Origin of the sequence: Zhihengliuella halotolerans (genome assembly GCF_004217565.1) — a bacterium.
In the GTDB taxonomy this organism is placed as follows: Bacteria; Actinomycetota; Actinomycetes; order Actinomycetales; family Micrococcaceae; genus Zhihengliuella; species Zhihengliuella halotolerans.
This window is the reverse complement of record NZ_SHLA01000001.1, coordinates 1,357,054-1,383,556: the sequence shown is the minus strand read 5'-3', so window position 1 is coordinate 1,383,556 and position 26,503 is coordinate 1,357,054. Positions and strand designations below refer to the sequence as shown.

27 protein-coding genes are annotated in these 26,503 nt (G+C 67.3%); 20 read left to right on the top strand and 7 right to left on the bottom strand.

What is annotated here, in order from left to right; genetic code table 11:
• The 5 genes from atpA (at nucleotide 1) to EV380_RS06155 (ending at nucleotide 4,835) form a co-directional block, all read left to right on the top strand.
• Nucleotides 1-1,638, top strand: coding sequence for a F0F1 ATP synthase subunit alpha (atpA, locus tag EV380_RS06175; protein WP_130450065.1), 1,638 nt, complete (start codon nucleotides 1-3; stop codon nucleotides 1,636-1,638).
• 68 nt (nucleotides 1,639-1,706) lie between these two features.
• Nucleotides 1,707-2,603, top strand: a complete 897-nt coding sequence (locus EV380_RS06170) for a F0F1 ATP synthase subunit gamma (RefSeq protein ID WP_102159859.1) — start codon at nucleotides 1,707-1,709, stop codon at nucleotides 2,601-2,603.
• A gap of 51 nt (nucleotides 2,604-2,654) precedes the next feature.
• Nucleotides 2,655-4,115, top strand: a complete 1,461-nt coding sequence (gene atpD, locus EV380_RS06165; RefSeq protein ID WP_102159860.1) for a F0F1 ATP synthase subunit beta — start codon at nucleotides 2,655-2,657, stop codon at nucleotides 4,113-4,115.
• 2 nt (nucleotides 4,116-4,117) lie between these two features.
• Nucleotides 4,118-4,399, top strand: coding sequence for a F0F1 ATP synthase subunit epsilon (locus EV380_RS06160; RefSeq protein ID WP_102159863.1), 282 nt, complete (start codon nucleotides 4,118-4,120; stop codon nucleotides 4,397-4,399).
• Between the two features lie 49 nt (nucleotides 4,400-4,448).
• On the top strand, nucleotides 4,449-4,835 hold the full coding sequence (locus EV380_RS06155; RefSeq protein WP_130452108.1) for a DUF2550 domain-containing protein: 387 nt from the start codon (nucleotides 4,449-4,451) through the stop codon (nucleotides 4,833-4,835).
• 101 nt (nucleotides 4,836-4,936) lie between these two features.
• On the opposite strand, the gene EV380_RS06150 is transcribed toward EV380_RS06155, so the two are convergent.
• The 3 genes from EV380_RS06150 to nucS form a co-directional block, all read right to left on the bottom strand.
• On the bottom strand, nucleotides 4,937-5,140 hold the full coding sequence (locus EV380_RS06150; RefSeq protein WP_102159867.1) for a cold-shock protein: 204 nt from the start codon (nucleotides 5,138-5,140) through the stop codon (nucleotides 4,937-4,939).
• 208 nt (nucleotides 5,141-5,348) lie between these two features.
• Complete coding sequence (locus EV380_RS06145) at nucleotides 5,349-6,614, bottom strand: N-acetylglucosamine-6-phosphate deacetylase (protein WP_130450063.1); 1,266 nt, start codon at nucleotides 6,612-6,614, stop codon at nucleotides 5,349-5,351.
• A 29-nt stretch (nucleotides 6,615-6,643) separates the two neighbouring features.
• The gene (gene nucS, locus EV380_RS06140) at nucleotides 6,644-7,339 is read right to left on the bottom strand and encodes an endonuclease NucS (protein ID WP_130450061.1); all 696 of its coding nucleotides are present in this window, start codon (nucleotides 7,337-7,339) and stop codon (nucleotides 6,644-6,646) included.
• A 70-nt stretch (nucleotides 7,340-7,409) separates the two neighbouring features.
• Here nucS and EV380_RS06135 point away from each other — a divergent pair, with 70 nt between their 5' ends.
• The 3 genes from EV380_RS06135 (at nucleotide 7,410) to EV380_RS06125 (ending at nucleotide 10,536) form a co-directional block, all read left to right on the top strand.
• On the top strand, nucleotides 7,410-7,736 hold the full coding sequence (locus EV380_RS06135; RefSeq protein ID WP_102159873.1) for a hypothetical protein: 327 nt from the start codon (nucleotides 7,410-7,412) through the stop codon (nucleotides 7,734-7,736).
• Nucleotides 7,737-7,911: 175 nt separating this feature from the next.
• Nucleotides 7,912-9,609, top strand: a complete 1,698-nt coding sequence (locus tag EV380_RS06130; RefSeq protein ID WP_130450059.1) for a hypothetical protein — start codon at nucleotides 7,912-7,914, stop codon at nucleotides 9,607-9,609.
• An 18-nt stretch (nucleotides 9,610-9,627) separates the two neighbouring features.
• The gene (locus EV380_RS06125) at nucleotides 9,628-10,536 is read left to right on the top strand and encodes a tetratricopeptide repeat protein (RefSeq protein ID WP_130450057.1); all 909 of its coding nucleotides are present in this window, start codon (nucleotides 9,628-9,630) and stop codon (nucleotides 10,534-10,536) included.
• Between the two features lie 246 nt (nucleotides 10,537-10,782).
• Here the strand turns inward: EV380_RS06125 and EV380_RS06120 are convergent, their stop codons facing one another.
• Complete coding sequence (locus tag EV380_RS06120; RefSeq protein ID WP_130450055.1) at nucleotides 10,783-12,537, bottom strand: HNH endonuclease signature motif containing protein; 1,755 nt, start codon at nucleotides 12,535-12,537, stop codon at nucleotides 10,783-10,785.
• A gap of 307 nt (nucleotides 12,538-12,844) precedes the next feature.
• On the opposite strand from EV380_RS06120, the gene EV380_RS06115 reads away from it, so the two are divergent.
• The 4 genes from EV380_RS06115 (at nucleotide 12,845) to EV380_RS06100 (ending at nucleotide 17,411) form a co-directional block, all read left to right on the top strand.
• A complete protein-coding gene (locus EV380_RS06115) occupies nucleotides 12,845-13,630 on the top strand; it encodes an ABC transporter ATP-binding protein (RefSeq protein WP_207219331.1) in 786 nt (261 codons plus the stop codon).
• Nucleotides 13,615-15,186: a transporter gene (locus EV380_RS06110; RefSeq protein ID WP_130450051.1), complete on the top strand. Its 1,572-nt coding sequence runs from the start codon at nucleotides 13,615-13,617 to the stop codon at nucleotides 15,184-15,186. Before EV380_RS06115 ends, EV380_RS06110 begins: the two co-directional genes overlap by 16 nt.
• A gap of 24 nt (nucleotides 15,187-15,210) precedes the next feature.
• Entirely contained in the window at nucleotides 15,211-15,498 is a 288-nt protein-coding gene (locus tag EV380_RS06105; RefSeq protein ID WP_102160864.1) for a DUF3039 domain-containing protein, read from the top strand.
• A 143-nt stretch (nucleotides 15,499-15,641) separates the two neighbouring features.
• A complete protein-coding gene (locus EV380_RS06100) occupies nucleotides 15,642-17,411 on the top strand; it encodes a DEAD/DEAH box helicase (RefSeq protein WP_130450050.1) in 1,770 nt (589 codons plus the stop codon).
• Between the two features lie 3 nt (nucleotides 17,412-17,414).
• Here EV380_RS06100 and EV380_RS06095 read toward each other — a convergent pair whose 3' ends face one another.
• Both EV380_RS06095 and EV380_RS06090 read right to left on the bottom strand, forming a co-directional pair.
• The gene (locus EV380_RS06095; RefSeq protein ID WP_102160860.1) at nucleotides 17,415-18,029 is read right to left on the bottom strand and encodes an isochorismatase family protein; all 615 of its coding nucleotides are present in this window, start codon (nucleotides 18,027-18,029) and stop codon (nucleotides 17,415-17,417) included.
• Between the two features lie 62 nt (nucleotides 18,030-18,091).
• Nucleotides 18,092-19,402 carry a nicotinate phosphoribosyltransferase gene (locus tag EV380_RS06090; RefSeq protein WP_130450049.1) on the bottom strand — a complete coding sequence of 437 codons (1,311 nt, stop codon included), beginning with the start codon at nucleotides 19,400-19,402 and terminating at the stop codon, nucleotides 18,092-18,094.
• A gap of 145 nt (nucleotides 19,403-19,547) precedes the next feature.
• On the opposite strand from EV380_RS06090, the gene clpS reads away from it, so the two are divergent.
• Genes clpS through EV380_RS06050 form a run of 8 tightly spaced genes read left to right on the top strand, consistent with a single transcriptional unit; the run spans nucleotide 19,548 to nucleotide 25,634 of the window.
• Nucleotides 19,548-19,853: an ATP-dependent Clp protease adapter ClpS gene (gene clpS, locus EV380_RS06085; RefSeq protein WP_130450048.1), complete on the top strand. Its 306-nt coding sequence runs from the start codon at nucleotides 19,548-19,550 to the stop codon at nucleotides 19,851-19,853.
• Entirely contained in the window at nucleotides 19,853-20,554 is a 702-nt protein-coding gene (locus EV380_RS06080) for a DUF2017 family protein (protein ID WP_130450047.1), read from the top strand. Before clpS ends, EV380_RS06080 begins: the two co-directional genes overlap by 1 nt.
• Before the next feature lie 50 nt (nucleotides 20,555-20,604).
• On the top strand, nucleotides 20,605-21,546 hold the full coding sequence (murI, locus tag EV380_RS06075; RefSeq protein ID WP_102160851.1) for a glutamate racemase: 942 nt from the start codon (nucleotides 20,605-20,607) through the stop codon (nucleotides 21,544-21,546).
• A complete protein-coding gene (locus EV380_RS06070; RefSeq protein WP_102160848.1) occupies nucleotides 21,543-22,451 on the top strand; it encodes an MBL fold metallo-hydrolase in 909 nt (302 codons plus the stop codon). The genes murI and EV380_RS06070 overlap by 4 nt, the downstream gene beginning before the upstream one ends.
• Nucleotides 22,452-22,487: 36 nt before the next feature.
• The gene (gene rph / locus EV380_RS06065; RefSeq protein ID WP_102160847.1) at nucleotides 22,488-23,270 is read left to right on the top strand and encodes a ribonuclease PH; all 783 of its coding nucleotides are present in this window, start codon (nucleotides 22,488-22,490) and stop codon (nucleotides 23,268-23,270) included.
• On the top strand, nucleotides 23,267-23,887 hold the full coding sequence (rdgB, locus tag EV380_RS06060; protein ID WP_102160845.1) for an RdgB/HAM1 family non-canonical purine NTP pyrophosphatase: 621 nt from the start codon (nucleotides 23,267-23,269) through the stop codon (nucleotides 23,885-23,887). Before rph ends, rdgB begins: the two co-directional genes overlap by 4 nt.
• A 48-nt stretch (nucleotides 23,888-23,935) precedes the next feature.
• A complete protein-coding gene (locus EV380_RS06055) occupies nucleotides 23,936-24,616 on the top strand; it encodes a DedA family protein (protein ID WP_242607522.1) in 681 nt (226 codons plus the stop codon).
• A 13-nt stretch (nucleotides 24,617-24,629) separates the two neighbouring features.
• Nucleotides 24,630-25,634 (top strand): 3'-5' exonuclease, encoded by a 1,005-nt coding sequence (locus EV380_RS06050; protein WP_102160842.1) that lies wholly within the window; start codon nucleotides 24,630-24,632, stop codon nucleotides 25,632-25,634.
• Nucleotides 25,635-25,650: 16 nt separating this feature from the next.
• Here EV380_RS06050 and EV380_RS06045 read toward each other — a convergent pair whose 3' ends face one another.
• Nucleotides 25,651-26,493 carry a hypothetical protein gene (locus EV380_RS06045; RefSeq protein ID WP_130450046.1) on the bottom strand — a complete coding sequence of 281 codons (843 nt, stop codon included), beginning with the start codon at nucleotides 26,491-26,493 and terminating at the stop codon, nucleotides 25,651-25,653.
• Between the last annotated feature and the right edge of the window lie 10 nt (nucleotides 26,494-26,503).

Here is a 26,503-nt window from a genome sequence, read left to right as displayed (position 1 = left end):
ATGGCCGATTTGACCATCAACGCCGATGACGTCCGCAATGCCTTGACCGATTTCGCGGCGTCCTACGAACCGGGCACCGCAGATCGCGTCGAGGTTGGCCGCGTCACCACGGCAAGTGACGGCATCGCCAAGGTGGAGGGTCTTCCCTCCGTCATGGCAAACGAACTTCTTGAATTCGACAACGGCGTTCTGGGCCTGGCCCAGAACCTCGACACCCGTGAGATCGGCGTCGTCATTCTCGGCGACTTCACGGGCATCGAGGAAGGCCAGGAGGTCAAGCGCACCGGACAGATCCTGTCCGTACCGGTGGGCGACAACTTCCTCGGTCGCGTCGTGGACCCGCTGGGCAACCCGATCGACGACCTCGGCGAGATCGAAGCCGAAGGCCGCCGCGCCCTCGAGCTCCAGGCTCCGGGCGTCACGCAGCGGAAGTCGGTCCACGAGCCGCTTCAGACCGGCATCAAGGCCATCGACGCCATGATCCCGATCGGCCGCGGCCAGCGTCAGCTGATCATCGGCGACCGCCAGACCGGCAAGACCGCCATCGCCGTCGATGCCATCCTGAACCAGCGGGAAAACTGGGCCTCGGGCGACGTCAACAAGCAGGTGCGCTGCATCTACGTGGCCGTCGGCCAGAAGGCATCGACCATCGCCGCAGTCCGCCAGACGCTGGAAGATCAGGGCGCGCTGGAGTACACCACGATCGTGGCCTCCCCGGCGTCCGACCCGGCCGGCTTCAAGTACCTTGCCCCCTACGCCGGCTCGGCCATCGGCCAGCACTGGATGTACGGCGGCAAGCACGTCCTGGTGATCTTCGATGACCTCTCGAAGCAGGCCGAGGCCTACCGCGCCGTGTCCCTGCTGCTCCGCCGTCCGCCGGGACGCGAAGCCTACCCGGGCGACGTGTTCTACCTGCACTCCCGCCTCCTCGAGCGTTGTGCCAAGCTCTCCGACGAGCTCGGCGCGGGCTCGATGACTGGTCTGCCGATCATCGAGACCAAGGCCAACGACGTGTCGGCCTACATCCCGACCAACGTCATCTCGATCACCGACGGTCAGATCTTCCTGCAGTCGGATCTCTTCAACGCCAACCAGCGTCCCGCCGTCGACGTGGGCATCTCGGTGTCCCGCGTTGGTGGTGCCGCACAGGTCAAGTCGATGAAGAAGGTCTCCGGTACCCTCAAGCTCGAGCTTGCCCAGTACCGCGACATGCAGGCCTTCGCAATGTTCGCTTCGGACCTGGATGCTGCCTCCAAGCAGCAGCTGACCCGTGGCGCTCGCCTGATGGAGCTGCTCAAGCAGGGCCAGTACCAGCCGTTCCCGGTTGAAGATCAGGTCGTCTCCGTCTGGGCCGGCACCAACGGCCACCTGGACGACGTTCCGGTCGAGGACGTGCGCCGCTTCGAGACGGACTTCCTCGAGTACCTGCGTCACCGCACCCAGATCCTCACCACGCTGGCCCAGACCGGCAAGATCGAGGACTCCACTGTCGACGCTCTGAAGACGGCAGTCGCCGACTTCAAGCAGGGCTTCTTCGGCGAGGGCGACGACAAGTTCGTCGGCCCGGGCCACGAGGAGCACGACGCGATCGAAGAAGACGCCGTCGGCCAGGAACAGATCGTCAAGCAGAAGCGCTGACATCTCCGCGGAATGGGCGGGTGGGCTGAGGCCCACCCGCCCGTACCGAGGATAAGGAAAGGAAAAACATGGGAGCCCAGATTCGGGTCTACCGCCAGAAGATCGCATCGACGCAGTCGATGGGCAAGATTTTCAAGGCGATGGAACTGATCGCCACTTCCCGTATCGGCAAGGCTCGCAGCCGTATGACTGCGTCCCTGCCGTACGCGAACGCGATCACCCGTGCTGTTTCTGCCGCCGCGTCCCAGTCCGAGGTGGACCACCCGCTGACGACCGAACCTGAGCAGGTTCGTCGTTCAGCGGTACTGATCCTCGCCTCCGACCGTGGTCTCGCCGGAGCCTACTCCGCCAGCGTTCTGAAGCAGGCGGAGGGCCTAACTGAACTCCTCCGCGAAGAAGGCAAAGAAGTCAAGTACTACCTGGTCGGCCGCAAGGCCCTGGCGTACTACGACTTCCGCGGACGCGAGTATGCCAAGGCCTGGACCGGGGGCACGGACAACCCGGAGTTCGAAACCGCACGTGAGATCGGCGCAGCGCTGCTTGAGGACTTCGCCACCGACTACGCAGAGGGTGGTGTGGACGAGATCCACGTCGTCTACACGCGCTTCCAGTCGATGGTCGTCCAGGAGCCCAACGTCATCCGACTGCTTCCGCTGGAAGTAGTGGAGGGCGACGAGCCCACAGACAGCTCGGAGCTGCTGCCGCTGTACGAGTACGAGCCAGAGCCAGAACAGGTGCTTGACGCTCTGCTGCCGCGCTACATCGAGTCCCGGATCTTTGCCGCCATGCTGCAGGCGGCTGCTTCGGAGCTCGCCGCACGCCAGCGGGCGATGAAGGCTGCCGGTGACAACGCCTCCGAGCTAGTGAAGAAGTACACGCGACTTCGGAACAACGCGCGCCAGGCCGAGATCACGCAGGAGCTGACCGAGATCGTGGGCGGTGCGGACGCACTGAACGCGTCCTAACCAGCCGATCAACACGTTATCCACGCGATACACTCAAGCGAAGTGAGAGACATGACTGCCCAACTGAACGAGCAGGGAACCGCCGCCGCGGGTGCCGGGGCCACCGGCCGCATCGCGCGCGTCATCGGTCCGGTCGTCGACGTCGAATTCCCGGCCGACGCCCTTCCCGAAATCTACAACGCACTGAGCGCCCAGGTCACCCTCAACGGCGTGACCCGTACGCTGACCTTCGAGACGAGCCAGCACCTCGGTGACAACCTGGTTCGCGCGATCTCGCTGCAGGCCACCGACGGTGTCGTCCGCGGCACGGTCGTCCAGGACCTCGGCTCCCCGATCACCGTCCCCGTGGGCGACGGCGTCAAGGGCCACATCTTCAACGTCCTGGGTGAGCCCCTGGACGTCGACGCCTCGGAGATCCAGGCGACCGAGCGCTGGTCGATCCACCGCCCGGCTCCGAAGTTCGCCGACCTCGAGGGCGCGACCGAGATGCTGGAGACCGGCATCAAGTCCATCGACCTCCTGACCCCCTACATCAAGGGTGGAAAGATCGGCCTCTTCGGCGGCGCAGGCGTCGGCAAGACGGTCCTGATCCAGGAAATGATCACCCGTGTTGCCCGCAACTTCGGTGGCACCTCGGTGTTCGCCGGCGTTGGCGAGCGCACCCGTGAAGGTAACGACCTGTGGGTCGAAATGGACGAGGCGAACGTTCTGAAGGACACCGCCTTGGTGTTCGGCCAGATGGATGAGCCGCCGGGAACGCGTCTGCGCGTGGCCCTGTCGGCACTGACGATGGCGGAATACTTCCGCGATGTGCAGAACCAGGACGTTCTGCTCTTCATCGACAACATCTTCCGCTTCACGCAGGCCGGCTCCGAGGTTTCGACGCTGCTGGGCCGCATGCCGTCGGCCGTGGGCTACCAGCCCAACCTGGCCGACGAGATGGGTCTGCTCCAGGAGCGCATCACGTCCACCAAGGGCCACTCGATCACGTCGATGCAGGCCATCTACGTGCCCGCCGATGACTACACCGACCCGGCCCCGGCGACGACCTTCGCGCACCTCGATGCAACCACGGAACTCTCGCGTGCGATCGCGTCGCGTGGTCTCTACCCGGCTATCGACCCGCTGACCTCGACGTCGCGCATCCTCGACCCGCAGTACGTCGGCCAGACGCACTACGATGTCGCGGTTCGCGTCAAGCAGATCCTCCAGAAGAACAAGGAACTGCAGGACATCATTGCGATCCTCGGCGTTGACGAGCTCTCGGAAGAGGACAAGGTGACGGTCGCACGTGCGCGCCGCATCGAGCAGTTCCTCTCGCAGAACACCTACACCGCCAAGCAGTTCACCGGCGTTGAGGGCTCGACCGTATCGCTGAAGGACACGATCGAGGGCTTCCAGGCCATCTGCGACGGCGAGATGGATCACATCGCCGAGCAGGCGTTCTACAACGTCGGCGGTCTCGACGACGTTGAGCGCCAGTGGGCCGAGATCCAGGAATCGACCAAGTAGTCATGGCCGAACTGGACGTAGAGATCGTCGCAGCGGATCACTTCGTGTGGTCCGGTGCTGCGACCCTGGTCAAAGCACGTACGAGCGACGGCGACATCGGCGTGATGCCGGGTCACACGCCCGTGCTTGCAGTGATGGTGCCTGGCATGCTGGAGATCACGCCCGTCTCGGGTTCCAAGATCCTGGTCGATGCAGAAGGTGGTTTCTTCTCCGTCGACAACAACAGGGTTGTGATCGTGGCAGACAACGCCAAGCTCCAGGACGCCGCCACGGCAGGAAACTGATAGTCCTACCTTGAGCGACGTCGGCATTCTACTCATCGTTGTGGCCATCATGGTGGTCGTGATGATGTGTGGTGCCTTCGGACTCCGCCGGTATCAGCTCCGCAGTGCCCTGGGCACATTCGACGCCTCCGTCAGCCACGCCTCCGGGCGTTGGCGGGCGGGGGTTTGTCGTTATGCGGACCGTGAACTCGAGTTCATGTCCTTGTTCTCGCTGTCTCCGATTCCACGTCACCGGTACCTGCGCAGCTCGCTGCGCCTCGACGGCTGGCGTGAGCCCCAAGGACAGGACGCCAAGCGCCTGCCCGCAGGATGGGTGATCGCATGTCTGCGGTACGAAGGCGATGACATCGAATTGGCGATGAACTACGGCGCGTACACCGGGCTGAGCTCATGGCTCGAGGCCGGGCCTGTGGTGGGCGTGGGGACCTGGCGATAGCCGGATCTGCTGCGAATCCACCACCGGGGGTGAAACGAAACGAGGCGGGTGCCCAGACCTGATGGTCTGGGCACCCGCCTCGTTGTGTCGGTGATGCGGTACTAGAGCGCGGTCACGCCGGTGGCCTGGGGGCCCTTGGCGCCCTGGCCGACCTCGAACTCAACGCGCTGATTCTCTTCCAACGTACGGAAGCCGGACGTCTGGATCTCCGAGTAGTGGACGAAGACGTCGCTCTCCGCTCCATCGGGCGTGATGAAGCCGAAGCCCTTCTCCGCGTTGAACCACTTGACGGTTCCCTGAGCCATTCATTCCTCCTGCTGAGTACTTCTCTTGTCGAACTTTCTATCAAATGGCTGGGGGAGTCGAGGACTAGGGTCCTCCGGGGAGGGCCCAGGGTGCTTCGTACCCGCAACCTGCTTTGCGGGTTTGGATATCACCAACACAAAGTTGAGTTCAGCATCACACATTCGAGCGGCCCGATCAATGCTTTCCGGGCAACATTGCGTGAATTCGCTACGCCGCCGCGTTTACGGGCTGACCTGAGCGGAAGGCCGCGAGCAGTTGGAGATTGTCGTCCGTGACGAGGATGTCAGCCCGAAATCCGGCATGCAGTGCCCCGACCTCGTCCTCCAAGCCGAGGATCGCCGCTGGCACAGTTGTGGCCGCCGTCAGAGCACGTGCGAGCGAGACGCCGGCATCGACGCATGCCTTGACGCAGTCCAGCAAGGTTGCGCTGCCGCCGGCAATCCTGCCGTCGTCCGTCCTGAGGACGGCGTTGGCGAGCCGTGCTCGCTGGCCGCCCAGCCGGTAGTCGCCGTCGGGCATCGCCGTGGCCGCAGTGGCGTCGGTGACCAGGGCGAGTGCTGAGGCGGGCATCGTCGCGAAGAGCATCCGCAGCGTCTGGGGATGCAGGTGGTGACCATCGCCGATGATTTCCAAGACGGCGCGTCCGAGCGCTGCTGCCTCGAGACTCGCGCCAACCGGACCGGGGGCGCGGTGATGCCACGGCGCCATGCCATTGAATACGTGGGTGATCGTGGGCGTTTCGGTGTATCCGTCGAAGCCGGCTGATTCGAGTTCTTCGAGAACCAGAGCAAGAGAGGCCACCGTCTGTTCCGCTGTCGCACCAGTGTGTCCGAGGGACGGGATGACCCCGTGCGAGACGAGCTGTTCGATGAGGGCGTCGGCGCCCGGGAGCTCGGGGGCGTAGGTCATGGTCCGCAGCGCACCCTGACAGGCGGCGACGAGCTCCTCGACGAAATCCGGATCCGGATCGCGCAGGGCCTCCGACGATTGGGCGCCGTTCTGGACCTTGGAGAGGAAAGGACCCTCGGCGTGGATCCCGGCGATCAGCCCTTCAGCGACGAGCGGTCCCAGCCGCTCCGCAGCGGCCAGCATTTCCTCTTCCGCCGCCGCCATCAGCGAAGCGAGCAGCGTCGTCGTGCCCGCTTCATAGTGGCGGCCGAGCGCCTCTCGGATCTGCTGCTCACCGGCTGTCGAGAAGTCGACACCGAAGCCGCCGTGGCAGTGCAGGTCGATCAGGCCGGGCATGATCAGCGCGTCATCGGCGAGCGGGACGAGCGGAAACGAGTCGTGATCGTCCCGTTCGGCAAACACCGCTGCGGGACCCGCGAACTCGATCCTGTCCCCGTCGACGGCGACGACGGCACCGGGGAGCTTGTCGCCCTCGGTCAGGAGCGTGCCGGCCAGGGCGAATCGCTGGCTCTGGACATCATTCCGCGAGGATAGCGGGACGGAGTTCTCATCGTTGCCGACCATGGCCCCATCCTAGGCGGTCAGGGCCGCAACTAGAACAGGCGCGACGCCGAGTCGTCGACGCCGCGCATGGCGTCGTAGTCGAGAACCAGGCACTGGATGCCACGGTCCTCGGCGAGGGTCCTCGCCTGGGGTTTGATCTGCTGCGCAGCGAAGACTCCGCGGACCGGGGCGAGGCGCGGGTCGCGGTTCATGAGCTCGAGGTAGCGGGTGAGCTGTTCGACGCCGTCGATGTCGCCGCGGCGCTTGAGTTCGACCGCGACGGTGGCCCCTGCGGCGTCGCGCGCGAGGATATCGACGGGACCGATGGCCGTCATGTATTCGCGGCGTACCAGCGTGTACCCGGCGCCAAGGGTTTCGATCTGCTCAGCGAGGAGTCGCTGCAGGTCTGCCTCGACGCCGTCCTTGATCAGGCCGGGATCGAGGCCGAGTTCATGATTGGAATCGTGCAATGTCTCGTAGATGCGGACGATCAGGCGGTCATCGCTCTTCTGATGGGCGACGTGCCAGACGGACTCGACGCCGGCCTGGCGGTCGGTCTCATCTGGGATGGTGTCCCGCATGACAGCCGGGGGTGACATCCAGTTCAGCGGCTTGTAGGAGCCGCCGTCGGAATGAACAAGGACAGAACCGTCGGCTTTGACCATGAGGAGGCGGGTGGCGAGCGGCAGGTGCGCACGGAGGCGACCTTCGTAGTCCACAGAGCAACGAGCAATAACTAAACGCACAAGAGACCACTCTAGCGACTCGGGGAGGCCGCGGTTTAACGCAGATGGCGCCGGACGGCAGAATGGAGTCATGCCACGTTCCAATCGACCACGTCGTGCCTCCGCCGGGAAGCGCCCCAATAAGTGGACGCAGGCAGCTGACGGCCCCAGTGTCGAGGGGATGGGCTTGGCCGCCCCCTCGCGTGAATCCGCCCGCGACGGGCAGTGGCACGTCCGGCGAATTTCCGGCTCCCGCGCGGAGAAGCACTACGTCTGCCCGGGCTGCCATCTTGAGATTCCTCCGGGCGTGGAGCACGTCGTCGCGTGGCGCGCGGACGACTGGATGGGCGACCAGGTGTCGGCCGCGGCCCGTAGGCACTGGCATTCTCACTGCTGGAGGACGAGAATCGGCAAGTAGAGGCGACGACGCGAAAGGGGAACACGGCATGCGACGAAGATCACCGTGGACAGTTTTCTCAGTTCGGGAACCCCGAAGAGTAATCAATTCGTTATCATTGAGGGTATCGCCGAGGGTGAAGTCTGCCGTCGGGCCGATGCCGATTTTTGTTCCCATCCGATAGGTGAGTAAGTACGTGCGAATCTTGACAGCCATCGTGGCGATAGTCCTCGGTGCCGCAGCGCTCGTCGCCGGCATTGGCCAGAAGACCTTCTGGGCACCGTCCGAGACGGTGACCGCGGCGATACCAGGCTCCGTTGAGGCTGCCCCGCTGACCGTCATCGAATCCGGCGTCAATGACGTCAACGAGGATCCGATCGAGATCACGATTAAGGGCGACGGGGAGTTCCTGCTTGCCCTCGGTCGTAGTTCCGATGTCGACGCCTGGGTTGGCGACGCCTCCGTCAACCGTGTGACCGAGGTGGATACCGAGGAACGGGTCCTCAAGACGGTCCACGAGGGCAGCGAGGACGAGGTGCCGAACCCGGAGAACTCCGATCTGTGGGTCGCCAAGGACACCGTCGACGGCGAGACCGTATACACCTGGACGGAGCCGGCAGAGGGTGAGTGGTCATTGCTCGTCGCTGCCGACGGTTCGGATCCGGCACCGACGGATATCAGCGTCGAGTGGCCCAACAACGCCACCACACCATTCGCTCTGGGACTGATCATCATCGGCGCCCTCCTCGTACTCTTCGGTCTGCTCCGCCTGGTGTGGCCGTCGAAGAAGACGGGCAACGGTGCGCGAGCGGCGAACGACGACACCCGGGAAGTCCCGCAGGTCAAGGGGTCGAACAGGGGCGTCGCCAAGCGTCTGACGGCCGTTGGCGCCATGGTCGCGCTGACGTTCTCCGGTGTGACAGCCGCCCATGCCACGGAGGAATCTGAACCGAGCGACGCTTCGGCGAGTGCTGATGCCCCAGAGGATACCGATGGGGACAGTGATGCATATCCGGTCCTGCTGGAAATGCAGCTGGAACGCATCCTCTCAGGAGTCTCGCGCGCAATCGAGGCCGGCGATGAGGATCTTGACGCCGGTCTCTTGGAAGCGCGCTTGGGTGGGGACGCACTTTCGGACCGCCGTTCCAACTACAAGCAGATCTCAGATGAAGTCGACGGTGTGAAGCTTCTGGAGCCGGTCGTAGCGGGACCGGTGCGTACGTCAGCCGTAACGACGACGACCGACTGGCCGCGTACGGTCCTAGCAGTGACGGGGGAGGAATCCCCGCGTATTCTCACGCTGACGCAGAAGGATCCTCGGTCCAACTACAAGCTCACGCAGAACGTCGAGATGCTCGCGGGCACGTCGTTCCCAGGCATCGTCATCGGCGATACGAGCATTCGGACGCTTGACCTCTCGGACGGGTCCGGACTGCAGACGGATCCAGCGGATGCGACCGTGCAACTACGCCGATTCCTCAACAATCCCGAGGTATCGGAGAAGGACATGTTCGCGGAAAGTCAGTACATCGAGGCGGTGCACAAAGCGCAGAACGAGGCGAAGAAGGAAGCCGAAGACGAGGCCACGGTCGAGTACAAGCGCTTCATCGACGAGGACAGCATTCATGCAGTCAGCACGCCGGACGGTGGCGCACTGGTGACGCTGTCGATCGAGTCCGTGATGATCACCGCGCCGCGTGAAGAAGGCGCAACGGTGACGTGGGGTAAGAACAAGAAGCATGTGGACCTTGCCGGAGCCGACGAGACGACCGGTACCGCGAACTTCTCTTACGCCGAGTCTTTCGCCCTCTACATTCCTGCTGCCGGATCTGACGATAAGATTCAGGTGATCGCAGCTGACAGCGAGCTGCAGAAAATCGACATCGACGAGTAAGGAAACCCTTTCCAGCGTATGAGCACCGAGAACGAGCCGAGGCCGGCCTCCACGCGAGGGGCCATCGACCTGTCCGCACTGTCAACGCCCGAAGCCGCCCAGAGCGCAGGGGAGGGCGGCGCGACCTGGACCAAACGCATCACCCAAGCCGATTTCCAAGCGGTGGTGGAGCAATCCGCGACTGCTCCGATTCTGGTGTCGTTGGGGGCTGCGTCGGCGGCGCCGTCCGTCGAGCTGGACGCCCTTGTCGGTCGAGTCGTGGACTCCTATGGGGGACGCTTCGGTCTCGTTCTGGTCGATGCCCAGCAGGAGGCGGCCATCGCGCAGGCCTTCCGGGTCCAACAGATCCCGGCAGTGGTTGCGCTGGTCAAGGGACAGCCCGTTCCCTTGTTCCAAGGGACCGCAGCAGAAGAGCAGATCCGCTCGCTGCTTGACGAGCTGCTCCAGCTGGCTGCGCAACACGACGTGACCGGAACGCTGCCGCCCTTCGGCGGTCAGGTTGAAGAACCTGAGTTGCCGCCACTCCACCAGGAAGCACTAGACGCGATCACGGCCGGTGACTACGCGGCCGCGGCAACTGCCTACCGGAAGGCGTTGGCTGAGAAGCCCAACGATCACGACGCCGAGGCCGGCCTGGCCAACGTGGAGCTGCTGGGCCGCGTGCAGGACAAGGAGTTGAGCGAGATCCGGAGTGCGGCTGCGGCCGCGCCGGATGATCTTCAAGCCCAACTGGATGTTGCCGATGTCGACGTTGCTGGAGGGCACGTTGATGATGCTTTCAATCGACTGGTCGTGTTTATCGGCCGGAACGCCGGCGACGAGCGGGAGGCGGCGCGCACCCGACTCGTCGATCTCTTCAAGATTATCGGCACGCAAGATGAACGTGTCGTTTCGGCGAGGCAGAAGCTGGCTCGAGTCTTGTTCTAGAGGCCGGCCGAGCTGCTTTGCGTGTAGCGGCCGTTTCGTGCGCTTCGGCGTACGGGGCGGCCGCTTTCGCATGTCTAGCTTCGGCTATCAGCGTCGCGTGCCTGCCGTGTCACAGGTTCCTACCCTGCTCAATCGGGCGCGTAGGACACGCTCGGTCCTGTGAGTGGTTCTGAGGTTCGTCCTGCGTGTGGGGTCCAGACGGGCCCGCGCCGGTGCGACGCGGGGAGTCATCGCTATAGCGGACGGTCAGGCGGCTTGGTGGTTTCCGCCGGTCGGTGCTGGCGGGTCAGGCGGTTCGTCCCCGCCGCTGCCACCCCCGCTGCCGCCGGCCCCGCTACTGCCAGGACCGGGTCCGTGCACGCTTTGCGCGTTTCGGTTGGGCGTGGTCTTACCGGCGTGGGCGGCGAGGATCCTGGCCCGTTGCCGGGTGTGGGAGGTCGCGGCGGGTACGAAGGTTCCGCCCGGGTCCAGCCAGGGCGGAGCCTTGACCTGCACCACGCCGTTTCGCATCTGGATGTCCCAGCCGGACTTCTCGAGGCTGTGGTGATGGTGCCAGCAGAGCAGGACCCCGTTCTCGATCGTGGTCTTCCCACCCCGAGCCCAGGGACTCACGTGGTGGACTTCGCACCAGGCGGCCCGGATCGTGCAGTTCGGGATCACGCATCCGCCGTCTCGGGCCGCGATCGCCCGGCGTTGGTGCCCCGTGAAGGTGCGTTCCTTCGCGCCGAGGCCGATGATGCGGCCGTTGGTGTCGAACACGACTTTCTGCACGGCCCCGGTGCACGCGGTGCGGTGGGCGATCCGCGACGAGACCGGCACATCGATGCCCTCGAGCTGGGCGTAGCCCTGCGGATCCAGCAGGTCAGCAGCGTTGACGTGCACTAGCAGGGTGGCGGTGTCACCGCCGAGGTGTGGGGTCTCTTCGCAGCGGGACGCGGCTTGGACCACGGTCATGAGGATGTCGTGGCGCTTCTGCGCCGCGGTGCGCCCATCCAGCACCGGAGCCGTGGCGGTTGCAGCAGTGGTTGCGGTGTCAGTGTTCGAGCTAGGGCCAGCCGTCTCGGGGTCGGCCGTCTCGGGGCCGGTGCCGGTAGTGCGGGCGGCGGGGTTCGAGTGGGCGTCGAAGACGCGCTGCAGGTGCGCGGCGACTTCGGGCAGCAGCCACCCGGTCAACGGCACGAGCCCGTCCTTGGGTGAACCGAGCGTGAGCGAGCGTTTGCTGTGCGCCCGCTCCTCGGCCGGGTCCGGGCCGTCCTCATCCAGGCAGGCACCCCACTGGTGGGCGAGCTTGAGCATCTGCGGGTAGCTCAACGCCAACCCCTCATCCGGGACCACCGCATCCGCAGGATCGCCTGCCAGGTTATCTGGGTTAGTGGGGCCCTCTAAGTCGGCGAGATTATCAGGAGTATTCGCGGTGCTGTCCTGTTCAGCCTGGGCCTGCCGGAGCAGCCGGGCCGCCAGGGCGCCGGTGGCCGCGTCCACGAGTTCCGCCTCGGCCTCGGCCAGCATCGCCGGGTCCGCACGCCGGGCGACCTTGTTCAACATCCCCGTCACCAGGGCCGCGGTCTCCGGATCAATCAGGCCCTGATGCAGGGCGGCGGCCACGTGCGGGAACTTCGGCTCCACCGGCGCACCGCTCACGCTGAACGCGGGGCGGGTGTCGGTGTCCAGGGCGATCCGCTTCTTGAGCTGCCCGTACGACAACCGGGTGAGGCGCTGGAGCAACTCGACCTCGGTTCGGCACCCCAACCGCGCCGAGAGTCGGTCCTCACCCAACGATTTCTCCGACCGCACCGCGACCTCACCAGCATTCCGGATTCGGAACGCGTCCAGGTGCCGGCCGGCGGATTCTGCTGCGCGGGTGCCCAGGATCAGTGCCTCGTCATCCTGTCCGGCGATGGCATCCGGGGCGCCGGCAAGGACCACGGCAGCCACACGCGCCCGGTCCGCCGGCGAGAGACCGGCGTACGTCTCGGGGTCCAACAGGAGGGCTGCTTCCATGAACTAATCCTAGTACAAGACTTCGAAAGATGGAAGGGGTAGGAGCACTATTTAGAACGATCCAGATCCATTTCTACCTTATTTCACGCGAGCTGAGGTTCGAGAGTGTTCGAGTGAGTCGCGTGCGGCTACTGAATCGATAGCACCTGCGGTGTTGGTCAAATCAACCCCAGGTGCTGGCGCCGATGCGGTCCTGCCGCTTATCGTCGGGCGGCATTGGATCGTCGTCAGGTTGTAGTGATCGCTGAGTGGCTGATCAGCCTTCGGGATGACGTCAGTTAACGGCCCTAGTTGCTACATTGGCCGCATGAGTAATCTTCAGGACGAATCTGCGGGCGTTCCAGCACCGGCCATCGTCGTCCGTGGTCTGGGCAAGCGCTACGGTGACAAAGTCGCGGTCAATGATATCGATCTGGAGGTTCCCGCCGGATCCTTCTACGGACTTGTAGGGCCCAATGGTGCCGGCAAGACGACCACGCTGTCTATGGCTACGGGACTTCTGCGGCCCGACGGCGGTTCCGTGTGGGTGCACGGCGTCGACGTCTGGCGCGAGCCGCTGAAGGCGAAGTCGATGCTGGGAGTGCTGGCCGACGGGGTCCGGCTCTTCGACAGGCTGACCGGCCGGCAGCTCGTGACCTATTCCGGTCGCCTGCGCGGCATGGACCCGGAGATGGTCGCCGAGAGGACGGAAGACCTGCTGCGCGTGCTGGACCTCGAGGACGCCGGCTCCAAGCTCGTCGTCGACTACTCCGCGGGCATGACCAAGAAGATCGCGCTGGCTACGGCGCTGATCCACTCACCGAAGGTGCTCGTCCTGGATGAGCCCTTCGAGGCGGTGGACCCCGTCTCCGCGGCCAATATTCGCTCAATCCTCGCGGACTACGTGGGCCGCGGCGGCACGGTGATCGTTTCCAGCCACGTCATGGATCTCGTGCAGCGGATGTGCACGCACGTCGCCGTCATCGCGGATGGGAATGTTCTGGCCGCGGGAACGGTCGACGAGGTCCGTGGCACGGAGAGCCTCGAAGACCGTTTCGTCAATCTTGTCGGCGGCCGCGCCGAGGCCGGGGGACTTCAGTGGTTGCAGAGCTGATCCGTCTCAAAGCCCGCCTGCTGGCCAACGGATTCCGGCGCAGCCCCTGGCAGCTCGTCGGCGTGTTGATCGGTGCGGCCTACGCGCTGTTCATCGCCGTCATGCTCATCGTGGGCATGTTCGGTCTCGGCTCGCAGGACCCCGGCCTGATCCGGACGGTCCTCGTTTGCTCGGTCTCCGTCGTCGTTCTGGCCTGGGCCATCGTCCCGGTCCTGCTCTCGGGTGCGGACGCGACGCTGGACCCGGCGAAATTCGCGACCTTCCCCGTGCCGCGGCGCGACTTGACGACCGGCCTGCTGCTCAGCGGGTTCGTCGGCACGCCGGGCGCCGTGACCCTCGTCCTTTTCGTGGCGATCGCACTGTCCTGGCGGCAGTCACCCGCAGCGGCTTTCGTCGCCGTCGTCGCGGGAGTGCTGGCGGCACTCTTCTGCCTCGCCCTCGCGAGATTGACGACGACGGCGGCGCTCGCGCTCACCTCGAAGCGCCGGTTCCGCGAAATCGCCACGATCCTGATCTTCATCCCGCTCGTCGCGCTCGGGCCGATCCTGGGCGGGTTGCAGGCGGGCGTTACGGCGATCTTCGACCTCCTGCCAACCGTGGCCGGCGTCCTCGCATGGACCCCGCTGGGCGTCTTCGCGGCGCTGCCCGCGGACGCGCTTCAGGGCGAGTGGGGGATCTTCGCACTGCGGCTGCTGGTAGCTCTCGCATCGCTGGCAGTGGTCGTCTGGGCGTGGTCCGCGATGCTCATGCGGTCGCTGCAGAACCCCGTCCAGTCCTCCGGCGGTTCCAAGGGCTCCGAGGGCCTCGGCTTGTTGCGTCTGTTCCCTGCGACGCCGTGGGGCGCCATCGCCGGCCGCTGCTTGACCTACTGGTTCAAGGACCCGCGCTACGCGGCCGGAATCGTGATCGTGCCGCTGCTGCCGTTCATCCTGTGGTATGCGTCGAGCCAATCGCCGACGCCCTATCTGCTCTACGCAGCGGCCCCGCTGATGGCAGTGATGATGGGCTTCTCCATCTCTGCGGACGTCTCCTACGACTCCACGGCCTTCTCCCTGCACGTGACGACGGCGGTCCGCGGGGTGCACGATCGCGCCGGGCGTGCGCTGGCGTGCGGCGCGCTTGCACTGCCCCTCGTTCTCGCCGCCGCGATCATCCCACCGGTGGCGCTCGGCCGCCCGGGCGACGTCGTCGCGCTCGTCGGCGTGACACTGGGTGGGCTGCTCTCGGCGCTGGGTGTCGCGTCGGTCGCCTCGGCGCGCTGGACGTACGCCGTCGTGCAGCCGGGGGACAACCCGTTCAAGTCTCCGCCCGGTGCCGGCGCGCGCGCGGCCATCACGCAGCTGGTGACGATGTTCGTCGCGTTCCTTCTGATGGCGCCCGAGATCGCGCTGGTCATTACCTACTTCGTGACGGAGCGGATGCTCTTCGCGTGGCTTGCGCTCGGTGTCGGCCTCGTCGTGGGCACGGTCCTGCTGATTGTGGGGATCCGTGTGGGCGGGCGCTGGTTCGACAACCGGATGCCGGAACTCATGGAAGCGGTGACGCTGAATAAGTAAGTCGCGGTTGCTAGACTGGAGCGCATGAGCTTGCCTTCCAACTCCGTCGAAAACGATCCCCGCCACGACCAGGGCGGCGGCACCGCCACGATCGAGCGCGAGGAGACGCGACAGCTCATCGAGCCCGGGGACTCGGAGCGTTTCGCCCACTACGTGCGGAAAGAGAAGATCATGGAGTCCGCCATCACCGGCGAACCGGTGATCGCGCTCTGCGGCAAAGTGTGGACCCCGGGTCGCGACCCGCAGAAGTTCCCCGTCTGCCCGGATTGCAAGAAGATCTACGAGGGCTTCAAGCCCGGCGACGACTCTTAAACGTCCCCAGGTCCGCCGACACGGAGGTTCTGGCGCTTTACCGCGCCCGCACCGCTGAAGAGGAGCGGACCGCACGGCGTCGGCCACGTTGACACCGCCGTCGTACCATCGCAGTAATTTGCAGTCTGACCAGGGGATAAAACGTGACTGATGCCCTCTTTTCCGTGGGCGAAACCATGCCGCCCGCCTACCCGGACCGGGCGGCCCGGGGCGCGGCGCCCAAACTGCGCCAGTGGCAGCAGGAGGCGCTCGAGCTCTACTTCTCGCGTGGCCCGCAGGACTTCCTGGCGGTCGCCACGCCCGGCGCCGGTAAGACGACGTTCGCCCTGCGCGTGGCACGGATGCTGGTGGACGCCGGCGTCGTCAACCGCATCACCGTGGTGGCCCCGACCGACCACCTGAAACGGCAGTGGGCCGACGCGGCGGCCCGGATCGGGATCTCGCTCGACCCCAACTTCAAGAACTCCGACGGCCGGCACGGCGCGGGGTACATCGGTGTCGCCGTCACCTACGCGCAGGTCGCGTCGAAGCCGCTGCTGCACCGCGCGAAGACCGAGGCGGCCCGGACCCTCGTCATCCTCGACGAGATCCACCACGGCGGCGACGACTTGAGCTGGGGTGACGGAATCCGCGAGGCCTTCGAGCCTGCAACGCGCCGCCTGGCGCTGACCGGTACGCCGTTCCGCTCGGACACCTCGCCGATCCCGTTCGTGCAGTACGAGGAGGACGCCGAGGGCATCCGCCGCTCGAAGGCCGACTACACCTACGGCTACGGTGAGGCGCTCAAGGACAACGTCGTGCGCCCCGTGGTCTTCATGGCGTACTCCGGCCAGATGCGCTGGCGTACCAGCGCGGGCGAGGAGATGGAGGCGAACCTCGGCGAGGGTTTCACGAAGGACATCACCGCGCACGCGTGGCGGACCGCACTGAACCCCGAGGGCGAATGGATCCCCGCCGTGCTCGCGGCGGCCGACCGCCGGTTGACCGAGGTCCGGCGCACCATTCCGGATGCCGGCGGCCTCGTCATCGCCAGCGACCACGAGAGTGCCCGCGCCTACGCGGCGCAGCTGGAGAAGATTACCGGCGAGAAGGCCACCGTGATCCTCTCCGACGATCCCAAGGCGTCGAGCAGGATCGAGGAATTCTCCGAGGACGGCTCCCGCTGGATGGTCGCGGTGCGTATGGTTTCCGAAGGCGTCGACGTCCCGCGTCTGGCCGTCGGCGTCTACGCGACGAGCACCTCCACACCGCTGTTCTTCGCGCAGGCCGTCGGCCGTTTCGTGCGCTCCCGCAAGCGCGGCGAGGTCGCCAGCGTTTTCCTGCCCTCCGTCCCGCTGCTCATGGCGCTCGCCAACGAGATGGAGATTGAGCGGGATCACGCCCTCGACCGTCCGGAGAAGCACGTCGACGACCCGGACTTCATCCCGGAGGAGGGGCTCCTCGACGAGGCCAACCGCGAGGAGAAGGCCTCCAACGAACTGAACAAGCAGAAGTTCGAGGCGCTCGATTCCAACGCGTCGTTCGACCGCGTGCTCTTCGACGGCGGTGAGTTCGGGATGGGCGGCCAGATCGGTTCCGAGGAGGAGCAGGACTTCCTCGGCATCCCGGGCCTGCTCGACGCCGACCAGGTGGGCGCGCTGCTGCGCCAGCGCCAGCAGGAGCAGGTCACCCGCCGCCGCGATCGGGGCGTACCGGCGAACGAGCACGTCGTCGACCACCGCCAGCTCATGGATCTGCGCCAAGAACTGGCCAAGAACGTTTCCGCGTGGGCGGCGCGCACCGGCACGGCCCACGGGTCGATCCACAACAAGCTGCGCGAGGTCTGCGGCGGTCCGCCCGTTGCGCAGGCCAGCGCCGAGCAGTTGCAGACCCGCATCAAGCGCCTGCAGGGTTGGTTCGTCGGGCGGAAGTAGGCCTTAGCCGGCGTGGATCTCGACGCCCGCGGAGCGCAGCTCGCTGAGCACGTCGGCGACATTCTCCGGGTGCACGGCTGCCGTCAAGTGGGGGACGACGGCGGTGCGCAGCCCCGCGCGGATGGCGTCGAGCGCCGTGGCGCGCACGCAGTAGTCGGTCGCGATGCCGACGACCCGCACCTCGGTGACACCGCGCTCGGCGAGCCACTCGGCGAGAGGAGGCATGGCGCCCTCACCCGCGGCGCCGGCCGCGCCGCCGTCGTCCTGGCCGTTGCCGGGCGCGAGCCGCCCCTCGAAACCGGAATACGCGGCGGTGTACTCGCCTTTGCGGAAGATCGCCGCGAGTCGGTCGCGGATCGGGTCGAGGCCCTCGTGCAGGGCGGAGCCGGGATCGCCGGCCACGCAGTGCACGGGCCACGAGTCCACGAAGTCCGGGGAATCGGAGAAGTGGTCTCCGGGCTCGATGTGCCAGTCTTGGGTCGCCACGACGAAGTCGTAGTCGCCGGCGGCGACGTGCTCGGCGATGCCTGCGGCGGCCCGGCTGCCGCCGTCGACGCCGAGAGCGCCTCCCTCGCAGAAGTCGTTCTGCACATCGACGATGATGAGTGCGTCGGCCACGGTTGTTCCTCTCGACGTTGGTCTGTCGTCAGCCTAGTGCGGACGGTCCCCGAATGGGGGAATCAGGCAGTGATGAATTCGGTCGCGATGACCGGCTCTCCCCGCTGCATCTTGCGCGCGATACCGGGCAGTTCGCCGATGCTGGCCGTGTGCCGTTCGGTCGCCTTCCGGACGCCTGCGGCTCCGGTGTAGGCGGTGTCGACGCGGCCGGCTTCGACGAGCTGGACCATGAGGTCGCGGTCGTTCTCGTCCGCCGATGGGCGCCGGCCGATGCCGACGAGTTCGGCGGTCGCGCGCGACCGGCCGTCCAGCTGGCGCACGGCCTGTTTGCGACCGCCGACGCTGGTCTTGTTCTTTGCGGCCTTGGCGACGTCGACGTATTCGCCGGCGTCGTTCTGGCGGCTCACGAGCTTGTAGACCATCGACGCCGTGGGCGCGCCCGAACCGGTCACCAGGGAGGTGCCGACGCCGTAGGCGTCGACGGGTGCGGCCTGCAGTGAGGCGATCGCGTGCTCGTCGAGGTCGCTCGTGACCATGATCCGGGTGTTGTGGTTCCCCAGATCGTCGAGCATGCCGCGCACCCAGCGCGCCTGGTCGACGAGGTCGCCCGAGTCGAGCCGTACGGCACCCAGCTCTGGGCCGGCCACCTCGACGGCGGTGTGTACGCCCGCCGCGACGTCGTAGGTGTCGACCAGCAGGGTGGTCCCGCGGCCGAGCGAGGCGACTTGGGCCTCGAAGGCGGCACGCTCGGAGTCGTGCAGGAGCGTGAACGAGTGTGCGGCCGTGCCGACCGTTTTGAGCCCGTAGCGGAATCCCGCCTCGAGATTGGAAGTGGCCTCGAAGCCAGCGATGACGGCGGCCCGGGCCGCGGCGACGGCGGATTCCTCGTGGGTCCGGCGCGATCCCATTTCCACGCACGGTCGGCCGTGCGCGGCTGCGACCATGCGCGACGCCGCAGAGGCGATCGCGGAGTCGTGGTTGAGCACGGAGAGGATGAAGGTCTCGAGCACGCACGCCTCGGCGAACGTGGATTCGACGACGAGGATGGGGGAGTTGGGGAAGTAGAGCTCGCCCTCGGGGTAGCCGTAGATATCGCCCGTGAACTCGAAGTCGCGCAGGTAGTCGATCGTCTCGTCGTTGACGATGCGCTGATCGGAGAGGTAGTCGAGCTGCTCGGTCTCGAACCGGAAGTTTGCCAGGCCCTCGAGCACCCGGCCCGTTCCGGCCACGACGCCGTAGCGGCGCCCCTCGGGCAGCCGGCGTGCGAAGGCCTCGAAGACCGATTTTCGGTGGGCCGCGCCCGAGCGCAGCGACGCCTGGAGCATGGTCAGCTCGTACTGGTCCGTGAAAAGCGCTGTGGGCTGCTGCGGCATGGAAAGCTCCTGTGGTTCGGCACTCGTCGGGGCGGTCGAGGCGCGCCCGGGAATCCACTCTACTCATCGCCGGCGCCAGGGCGCGCTCCACCCGCGCCGCCGGGGTGAAGGACGCGGAGAGAAGAACTAGACTGGAATAATGCCCATGATGAGTCCTGAGACCGTCGATCGCACTGAAGCCGAGGCCCAGACCGCCGAGGCGACGGAGCTCGATGTCCCTTACGTCCTGATCGTCTGGAACGACCCCGTGAACCTGATGAGCTACGTCAGCTACGTCTTCCGCAGCTACTTCGGGTATCCGAAGGGCAAAGCCGACGAGCTGATGATGCAGGTGCACAACGCGGGCAAGGCCGTTGTGGCGACGGGCTCGCGGGAGAAGATCGAGGCCGACGTGTCGGCGATGCACGAATTCGGTCTCTGGGCCACGCTCAAGCGGGCGGACGAAGTCTGATGGCGCGTGCATTCAGGAACTCCCCGCGGGGGATCGTCGGCCAACTAGAGCGTACCGAGCGGGATCTGCTGCGCAACCTGTTCGACGACGTCGTCATCATGCTCGAGCCCGACGACGACGCCGGCGCGCCGGTCGACGATGCGCCCGGGAAGCGGCCCGCCCCCGAGGAGTCCCCTGCCTCCGCCCAGGATGCCGCCGCCCAGGCCGCTGACGGCGAATCGGAGCAGGAACTGGCGCCCGAGCGCGATCCGCTCTGGGCGCTGACGGGCCTGTCGCCGGAGGACTTCGGTGACGGGGAGACGCCCGCGCCGGACCCGCCGTCGGACCCGGCCGTGCTTCGCCTGCTGCCGGACGCCGTGCGCGACGACCCGGAGGCGTCGGCGGCGTTCCGCGCGATGACGGAGCGCGGGCTGCGGCAATCGAAGGTCGCGGCGTTGCGCGCGGCGACGATGGTGCTGGAGTCCGCGCACATCGCGCTCGACGAGGCGGCCGCCCAGCGGTTCGCAGCCGCCCTCAACGACGTCCGGCTGGTTCTCGCCGAACGCCTCGACATCCGGACGGACGCCGACTCGGAGCGCGTGCACGGCGTCGACGACTGGGCCGATGCCGAGTCGATCGACGACTACCTCGCCCTGGTGTACAACTTCGTCAGCTGGGTGCAGGAGAGCCTGATGCAGGCCCTGCTCGAGACCCTCGATTAGGCGCGGGGCAATGCCCGTCATCACGCCGCCGTCGGATATTCTGATTCATCATGGCAGTTGAATCATTCGCCGAACGGCCCGTCTCCACCGTCGAACGGGAGCTGCGCGCGTCGGCGCCCATCGGGATCTTCGATTCGGGCGTGGGCGGGCTGACCGTCTCGCGGGCCGTGATCGATCAGCTGCCCGGGGAATCCACCCTCTACGTCGGCGATACGGCGCGCAGCCCGTACGGGCCGCTGCCCATCGCCGAGGTCCGGGCCAATGCTCTCGGGATCATGGACGAGCTCGTTGATTCCGGTGTGAAGCTGCTCGTCATCGCGTGCAACTCGGCCTCCGCCGCCGTCCTCCGCGACGCGCGCGAACGCTACACCGCCCGCTACGGGATCCCCGTCGTCGAGGTCATCCAGCCGGCGGTGCGCCGCGCCGTCGCCGCCACCCGCAACGGGCGCATCGGCGTCATCGGCACGGCCGCGACCGTCGGCTCCCGGGCCTACGAGGACGCCTTCGCGGCCGCACCGCAGCTGGAGATCACCTCGGCCGCGTGCCCGCGTTTCGTCGAATTCGTCGAGCGCGGGATCACGACCGGCGACGAATTGCTCGCGACGGCGGAGGAGTACCTGGCCCCGCTCAAGACGGCCGACGTCGACACCCTCGTGCTCGGCTGCACGCATTACCCGCTGCTCACGGGCGTGCTCTCCTACGTCATGGGGGACCGGGTCACGCTCGTCTCCTCAGCCGAGGAGACCGCAAAAGACGTCTACTCGGCCCTGGTGCGCTCGGGTCTCTCCCGCGTCGAAGAAGCAGCGCCGAGTCATCATTTCATCGCGACCGGCGACGCGGGTACGTTTGAGGCGTTGGCGCGACGGTTCCTCGGGCCCGAGGTCCTGGGCGTCGAGCACGTGGAGCATGTCGCGGCGAGGTACCCGACGGGGTCGATAGCCAAGGTGACTCCTGAAATGATCGAACGGGCGTCGGTAGGAAGAGGATCATGAAACTGACCATCATCGGCTGCACGGGGTCGTTCCCCGGGCCCGGATCGCCTGCGTCCTGCTATCTCGTGAGCGCGTTCGACGGCGAACGCGACTGGCAGATCCTGCTCGACCTCGGGTCCGGCGCCGTCGGAGTGCTGCAGCGCTATACGGACTTGCGCGACCTCGACGGAGTGCTCATCACGCACCTGCACCCCGACCACTTCATGGACCTGTGCGGCATGCATGTCGCGATCCGCTGGGACCCGAAGAAGTGGGGCCGCGACCGGATGCTCGTCTGGGGTCCGGAGGCGACCGAGAACCGGATCGGCACCGCGTACGGCCTGGCCCCGGAGGACCCCGAGGGCATGCACAAGGATTTCGACTTCCAGCCGTGGAAGGCGCTCGAACCGATCGAGATCGGCCCGTTCCGGATCACGCCCTACCCGGTGCGCCACCCGATCGAGGAGGCGTACGCCCTGCGGGTGGAGGCCACCGAACCCGTAGCCGACGGGTCGATGATGACGTCGGTACTCACGTATTCCGGGGACACCGACTCGTGCGACGGGCTCGTCGAGGCCGCGCGCGGCGCCGACATCTTCCTCTGCGAGGCCGCGTTCGAAGAGGGCCGCGACGACCACATCGAGGGCGTGCACCTCACCGGCAAGCGGGCCGGCGAAGCCGCCACCGCGGCCGGGGTGCACCGCCTGCTGCTCACGCACATCCCGGTCTGGACGGACATCAACACCGTGGTCAACGAGGCCAGCGAGGTGTACGACGGCGGCATCGCGGTCGCGGTCTCGGGCGTCACCTACGGCGTCTGGTCCGGTAATCGCCTCGGCGACCCGAAGGCCATGCCGACGGCCCCGGTCGCGCTGATCCGCGCAGACCCCAAACAACGCACATGGCCGGGCCGGCCGGGCCGCTGATCCTTTCCGCGGGTTCGGGCACCTAGACTGGTGCGTATGATTTCCTCCCCGCAGACTTCCACCGGTTCCAGCGTGCCCGCCACCGCCGTCGTCCGAGAGGACGGCCGGGCGTGCGATCAGCTCCGTCCGATCACCATCACGCGCGCCTGGTCGGCGCAGGCCGAGGGCTCGGCCCTCATCGAATTCGGCAACACGAGGGTGCTCTGCACGGCGTCGCTGACCGAGGGCGTCCCGCGCTGGCTCAAGGGCGAGGGCAAGGGCTGGGTCACCGCCGAATACGCGATGCTGCCGCGCGCAACCAACACCCGCAGCTCGCGCGAGTCCGTGAAGGGCAAGATCGGCGGCCGCACGCACGAGATCTCCCGCCTGATCGGCCGCTCGCTGCGCTCCATCATCGACACCAAAGCCCTCGGCGAGAACACGATCGTGCTGGACTGCGACGTGCTCCAGGCCGACGGCGGCACCCGGACCGCGGCGATCACCGGCGCTTTCGTCGCGCTGGCCGAGGCGGTCAAGTGGGCGCGCGAGCAGGGCCTGATCAAGAAGAACGCCCAGGTGCTCACGGACACCGTCTCCGCTGTGTCGGTCGGTATCATCGACGGCACGCCGATGCTCGACCTGCCCTACGTGGAGGACGTGCGCGCCGAGACCGACATGAACGTCGTCGTCACGGGATCCGGGGACTTCGTCGAGGTCCAGGGCACCGCCGAGGGGGCGCCCTTCAAGCGGGAGGAGCTCGACGCCCTGCTGGACTTGGCGCTGCTGGGCACCGCGGAGCTGACCCGCATTCAGCGCGAGGTGCTCGAGGCCAGCGCGTGAGCGGGCCCCGGCTGGTACTCGCGACTCACAACCAGGGCAAGGTCCGGGAGCTGCGCGAGCTGTTGCGCGGCCAGGTCGAGGGGCTCGACGTCGACACGCAGGTCGTCGACGCCGCGGCGGTGGGGGCACCGGACGTCGTCGAGGACGGCGTGACGTTCGAGGAGAATTCGCTGTTGAAGGCAAGAGCCGTCGCAGAAGCGACGGGCCTGCTGGCGATTGCCGACGACTCCGGCCTGTCGGTCGACGTCATGGGCGGGGCGCCGGGCATCTTCTCGGCGCGCTGGGCCGGACGCCACGGCGACGACGTGGCCAACCTCGAGCTCCTGCTGGCGCAGGTCGCCGACATCGGCGACGGGCACCGGGGAGCGGCGTTCGTGTGCGCGGCCGCGCTGGCGGACCCCGGCGGGGCGACCGCGGTGCGCGTCGGGCGTCTCGAGGGCACACTGCTGCGCGAGCCGCGTGGTGCCGGTGGGTTCGGCTACGACCCGATCTTGCAGCCGGCCGGGCAGACACGCAGCTGCGCGGAGCTCGAGCCGGCGGAGAAGAACGCCATCAGCCACCGGGGCCAGGCGTTCCGCGCCCTGCTGCCGGAGGTCGTCGCGGCGCTGTCGCGCTGACGCCTCCTCCGCCGGGCCTCCCGGCGGCTCACCGACGAACGGATCTTGATGAAGCAGACGATGACGGCCGCGGGTACGCCGGATTCCGGCACGTGGATCGGCGACCTCGCCGACTGGGCGGTCGGGCTGATGGACTCGATCGGTGCGCCCGGGGCCGCCCTCGCCATCGCGTTGGAGAACCTGTTCCCGCCGCTGCCGAGCGAGCTCATCCTCCCGTTGGCGGGCTTCGCCGCCAGTCGCGGATCCTTCAGCCTCGCCGAGGCGCTGATCTGGACGACGCTCGGCTCCGGCGCGGGTGCTTTCCTCCTCTATCTCGTGGGACGGCTGCTCGGCCGGGAGCGGACGCGGCGTATCATCCACTCGCTGCCGCTGGTCTCGATCGACGACGTCGACAGGGTCGAGGCCTGGTTCGACCGCCACGGGACCAAGACGGTGTTCTTCGGCCGGATGGTGCCGATCTTCCGCTCGCTCGTCTCCGTCCCCGCCGGGATCACCGGGATGCACCCCGGAGTCTTCCTCGGATTGACGCTGGCGGGGAGTGCGATCTGGAACTCGGTGTTCGTGCTGGCGGGCTACTGGCTTGGCGAACAGTGGCACGTCGTCGAGGAATACGCCGGCGTCCTGCAGAAGGTCGTGATCGCGGTCGTACTCGGCGCCGTCGTCGTGTGGCTGGCCCGGCGGGTCCGGGCCCGTCGAGCCGTCCAGCAGCAGTCCACTTCCGACCGATGAAAGATTGCGCACGATGAGTTACGACTTCACCGCCATTGACTTCGAAACGGCCAACGGCTTCCGCGGATCGCCGTGCAGTGTCGGGGTGATCAAGGTGCGCGCCGGCGAGATCGTCGACGAGCGGCTCTGGATGATGCGGCCGCCAGAGGGCTTCGATCATTTCGATCCGCGCAACGTCCAGATCCACGGCGTCACGCCCGAGATGGTCGCCGCGGCGCCCCGGTTCGGGGAGATCTTCGCGGAGATGAACGCGATGATCGGCGGGGATCTCGTGGTTGCGCACAACGCCGCGTTCGACCTCGGCGTGATCCGCTCGGCCCTCGAGGTCTCGGGGCTGGACGCGCCCGGGTACCGGCACGCCTGCACCGTGATCCTCTCGCGCCGCAGCTACAACCTGGCCTCCTACTCGCTGCCGTTCGTCGCCGAGGCGGCGGGCACGCCGCTGCGGAACCACCACGATGCCCTTGAGGACGCGCGAGCGTGCGCCGGGGTCATGATCGACATCGGCCGGATCCACGGTGTGGAACGGCCGGAGGAGCTGGAGGTGCGCCTCGGCGCCGGCTTCAGCGCGGCGGCACCGTACCGCATCGGGGACCCGCTCTCCCGCGCCACCCAAGACGCGCAGAACTGGAAGGCCAGCGGCGCGATGGTGCCCAAGCAGCCCGAGTGGGCCGTCTGGCCGCAGGAGGGCAGTAACCCGGCGCCGAACCCCGACGCCGACCCGTCGCACCCGCTCTTCGGCGAGAACGTCGTCTTCACCGGCAACCTCGGCATCAGCCGGCAGGACGCGAAGAACCGGGCGGCCGACGCGGGCGCGTCCACCGCGAGCCGCGTGACCCGCAAGACCACGGTGCTCGTCGTCGGCGACGGCTTCGTCGCGAGCGACCTCACCTCCGGCCGGCTGACGTCCAAGGCCCGCGACGTGCTCAAGAAGCGCGAGAACGGCCAGCGCATCGAAGTCGTCGCCGAGGGCGAGTTCCTGCAGATGGTCGGCGGCGCCTGGCCCGCAACCGTCTGAGGCCAGGGTCGTGCGCTCAGGCCGCGAACACGAGGCGGCGCCAGCGCTCCGCGGCCGCGAGTACGACGGCGGCGCCCGGCCGCCGCTCCCAGCCGTCGCCGAGCGCTGCGGTTCCGTGAACGGCACCGCACAGCGCGGCCGCCAGCATCCGTTCGTCCCCGGCGGTGTGCGAGCTGGCCGCGTCCGCGGCCGAGGAGTGCCCCGCAGCCGCCGACACGGCCGTGCGGAGCCGGGCGCCCGTCCCGTCCTCGGGGGCTTGCTCGCCGAGCTCGCGCAGCGCCCCGAGCGGGTCGGGGGCCGCAAGCATCTCGAACACGGCCGGGCCGAGGACGGCGGCCGCGTCGAACGCGCTCCGCGGGGCCACGAGTGCCGCGGCGTCGACCGCGAGTTTGCGCCGGGTACCGGGCGTGACGTGCGGGAGCAGGCCCGGCACGGTGGCGCACAACAACGCCCAGCCGGCGGCGCCGTCGTCGTGCTGGGGGCGCTGCGGCGTGCCCATGTCGACGCGCGAGATCACGGTCAGGAGGGCGGGGTCCGCGCCGTCGGCCGTCGGACGCAGAGCGGCCAGCTCGTCGTCGATCATCCGGGTGAGCGGTTCGGGGGCACCGGGCGGGAAGGCCCCGGTCACCGTGCGGTGCCAGCGCAGCGCGGCGAGCCACATGCAGGCGGCCTCGTCGCTACCGACGCCGTCGTTGGCCCACTCGACCGCCTCGAGCAGCCCGTCCGCGAGGTACAGGGGGAGCAAGGCGTGCGGATCGAGCCCGTCCGCGGGTCCGACGACGGCGGGTGCGGCCAGCAGCGCCGTTGCTCGGTCCATGAACTGGTCGGGATCGAGGCTGGGGGAAACGGAGGAAGTCACCGCACCATTC

Coding starts and splice junctions, on each gene's coding strand:
- EV380_RS06050 (WP_102160842.1), top strand. CDS start 24,630: ATGAGTTACGACTTCACCGCCATTGACTTCGAAACGGCCAACGGCTTC.
- EV380_RS06080 (WP_130450047.1), top strand. CDS start 19,853: ATGGCGCGTGCATTCAGGAACTCCCCGCGGGGGATCGTCGGCCAACTA.
- clpS (WP_130450048.1), top strand. CDS start 19,548: ATGATGAGTCCTGAGACCGTCGATCGCACTGAAGCCGAGGCCCAGACC.
- EV380_RS06160 (WP_102159863.1), top strand. CDS start 4,118: ATGGCCGAACTGGACGTAGAGATCGTCGCAGCGGATCACTTCGTGTGG.
- EV380_RS06105 (WP_102160864.1), top strand. CDS start 15,211: ATGAGCTTGCCTTCCAACTCCGTCGAAAACGATCCCCGCCACGACCAG.
- atpA (WP_130450065.1), top strand. CDS start 1: ATGGCCGATTTGACCATCAACGCCGATGACGTCCGCAATGCCTTGACC.
- rph (WP_102160847.1), top strand. CDS start 22,488: ATGATTTCCTCCCCGCAGACTTCCACCGGTTCCAGCGTGCCCGCCACC.
- EV380_RS06125 (WP_130450057.1), top strand. CDS start 9,628: ATGAGCACCGAGAACGAGCCGAGGCCGGCCTCCACGCGAGGGGCCATC.
- EV380_RS06170 (WP_102159859.1), top strand. CDS start 1,707: ATGGGAGCCCAGATTCGGGTCTACCGCCAGAAGATCGCATCGACGCAG.
- EV380_RS06055 (WP_242607522.1), top strand. CDS start 23,936: ATGAAGCAGACGATGACGGCCGCGGGTACGCCGGATTCCGGCACGTGG.
- EV380_RS06145 (WP_130450063.1), bottom strand. CDS start 6,614: ATGGTCGGCAACGATGAGAACTCCGTCCCGCTATCCTCGCGGAATGAT.
- EV380_RS06155 (WP_130452108.1), top strand. CDS start 4,449: ATGGTGGTCGTGATGATGTGTGGTGCCTTCGGACTCCGCCGGTATCAG.
- EV380_RS06115 (WP_207219331.1), top strand. CDS start 12,845: ATGAGTAATCTTCAGGACGAATCTGCGGGCGTTCCAGCACCGGCCATC.
- EV380_RS06120 (WP_130450055.1), bottom strand. CDS start 12,537: ATGGAAGCAGCCCTCCTGTTGGACCCCGAGACGTACGCCGGTCTCTCG.
- EV380_RS06135 (WP_102159873.1), top strand. CDS start 7,410: ATGCCACGTTCCAATCGACCACGTCGTGCCTCCGCCGGGAAGCGCCCC.
- murI (WP_102160851.1), top strand. CDS start 20,605: ATGGCAGTTGAATCATTCGCCGAACGGCCCGTCTCCACCGTCGAACGG.
- EV380_RS06070 (WP_102160848.1), top strand. CDS start 21,543: ATGAAACTGACCATCATCGGCTGCACGGGGTCGTTCCCCGGGCCCGGA.
- EV380_RS06090 (WP_130450049.1), bottom strand. CDS start 19,402: ATGCCGCAGCAGCCCACAGCGCTTTTCACGGACCAGTACGAGCTGACC.
- atpD (WP_102159860.1), top strand. CDS start 2,655: ATGACTGCCCAACTGAACGAGCAGGGAACCGCCGCCGCGGGTGCCGGG.
- EV380_RS06150 (WP_102159867.1), bottom strand. CDS start 5,140: ATGGCTCAGGGAACCGTCAAGTGGTTCAACGCGGAGAAGGGCTTCGGC.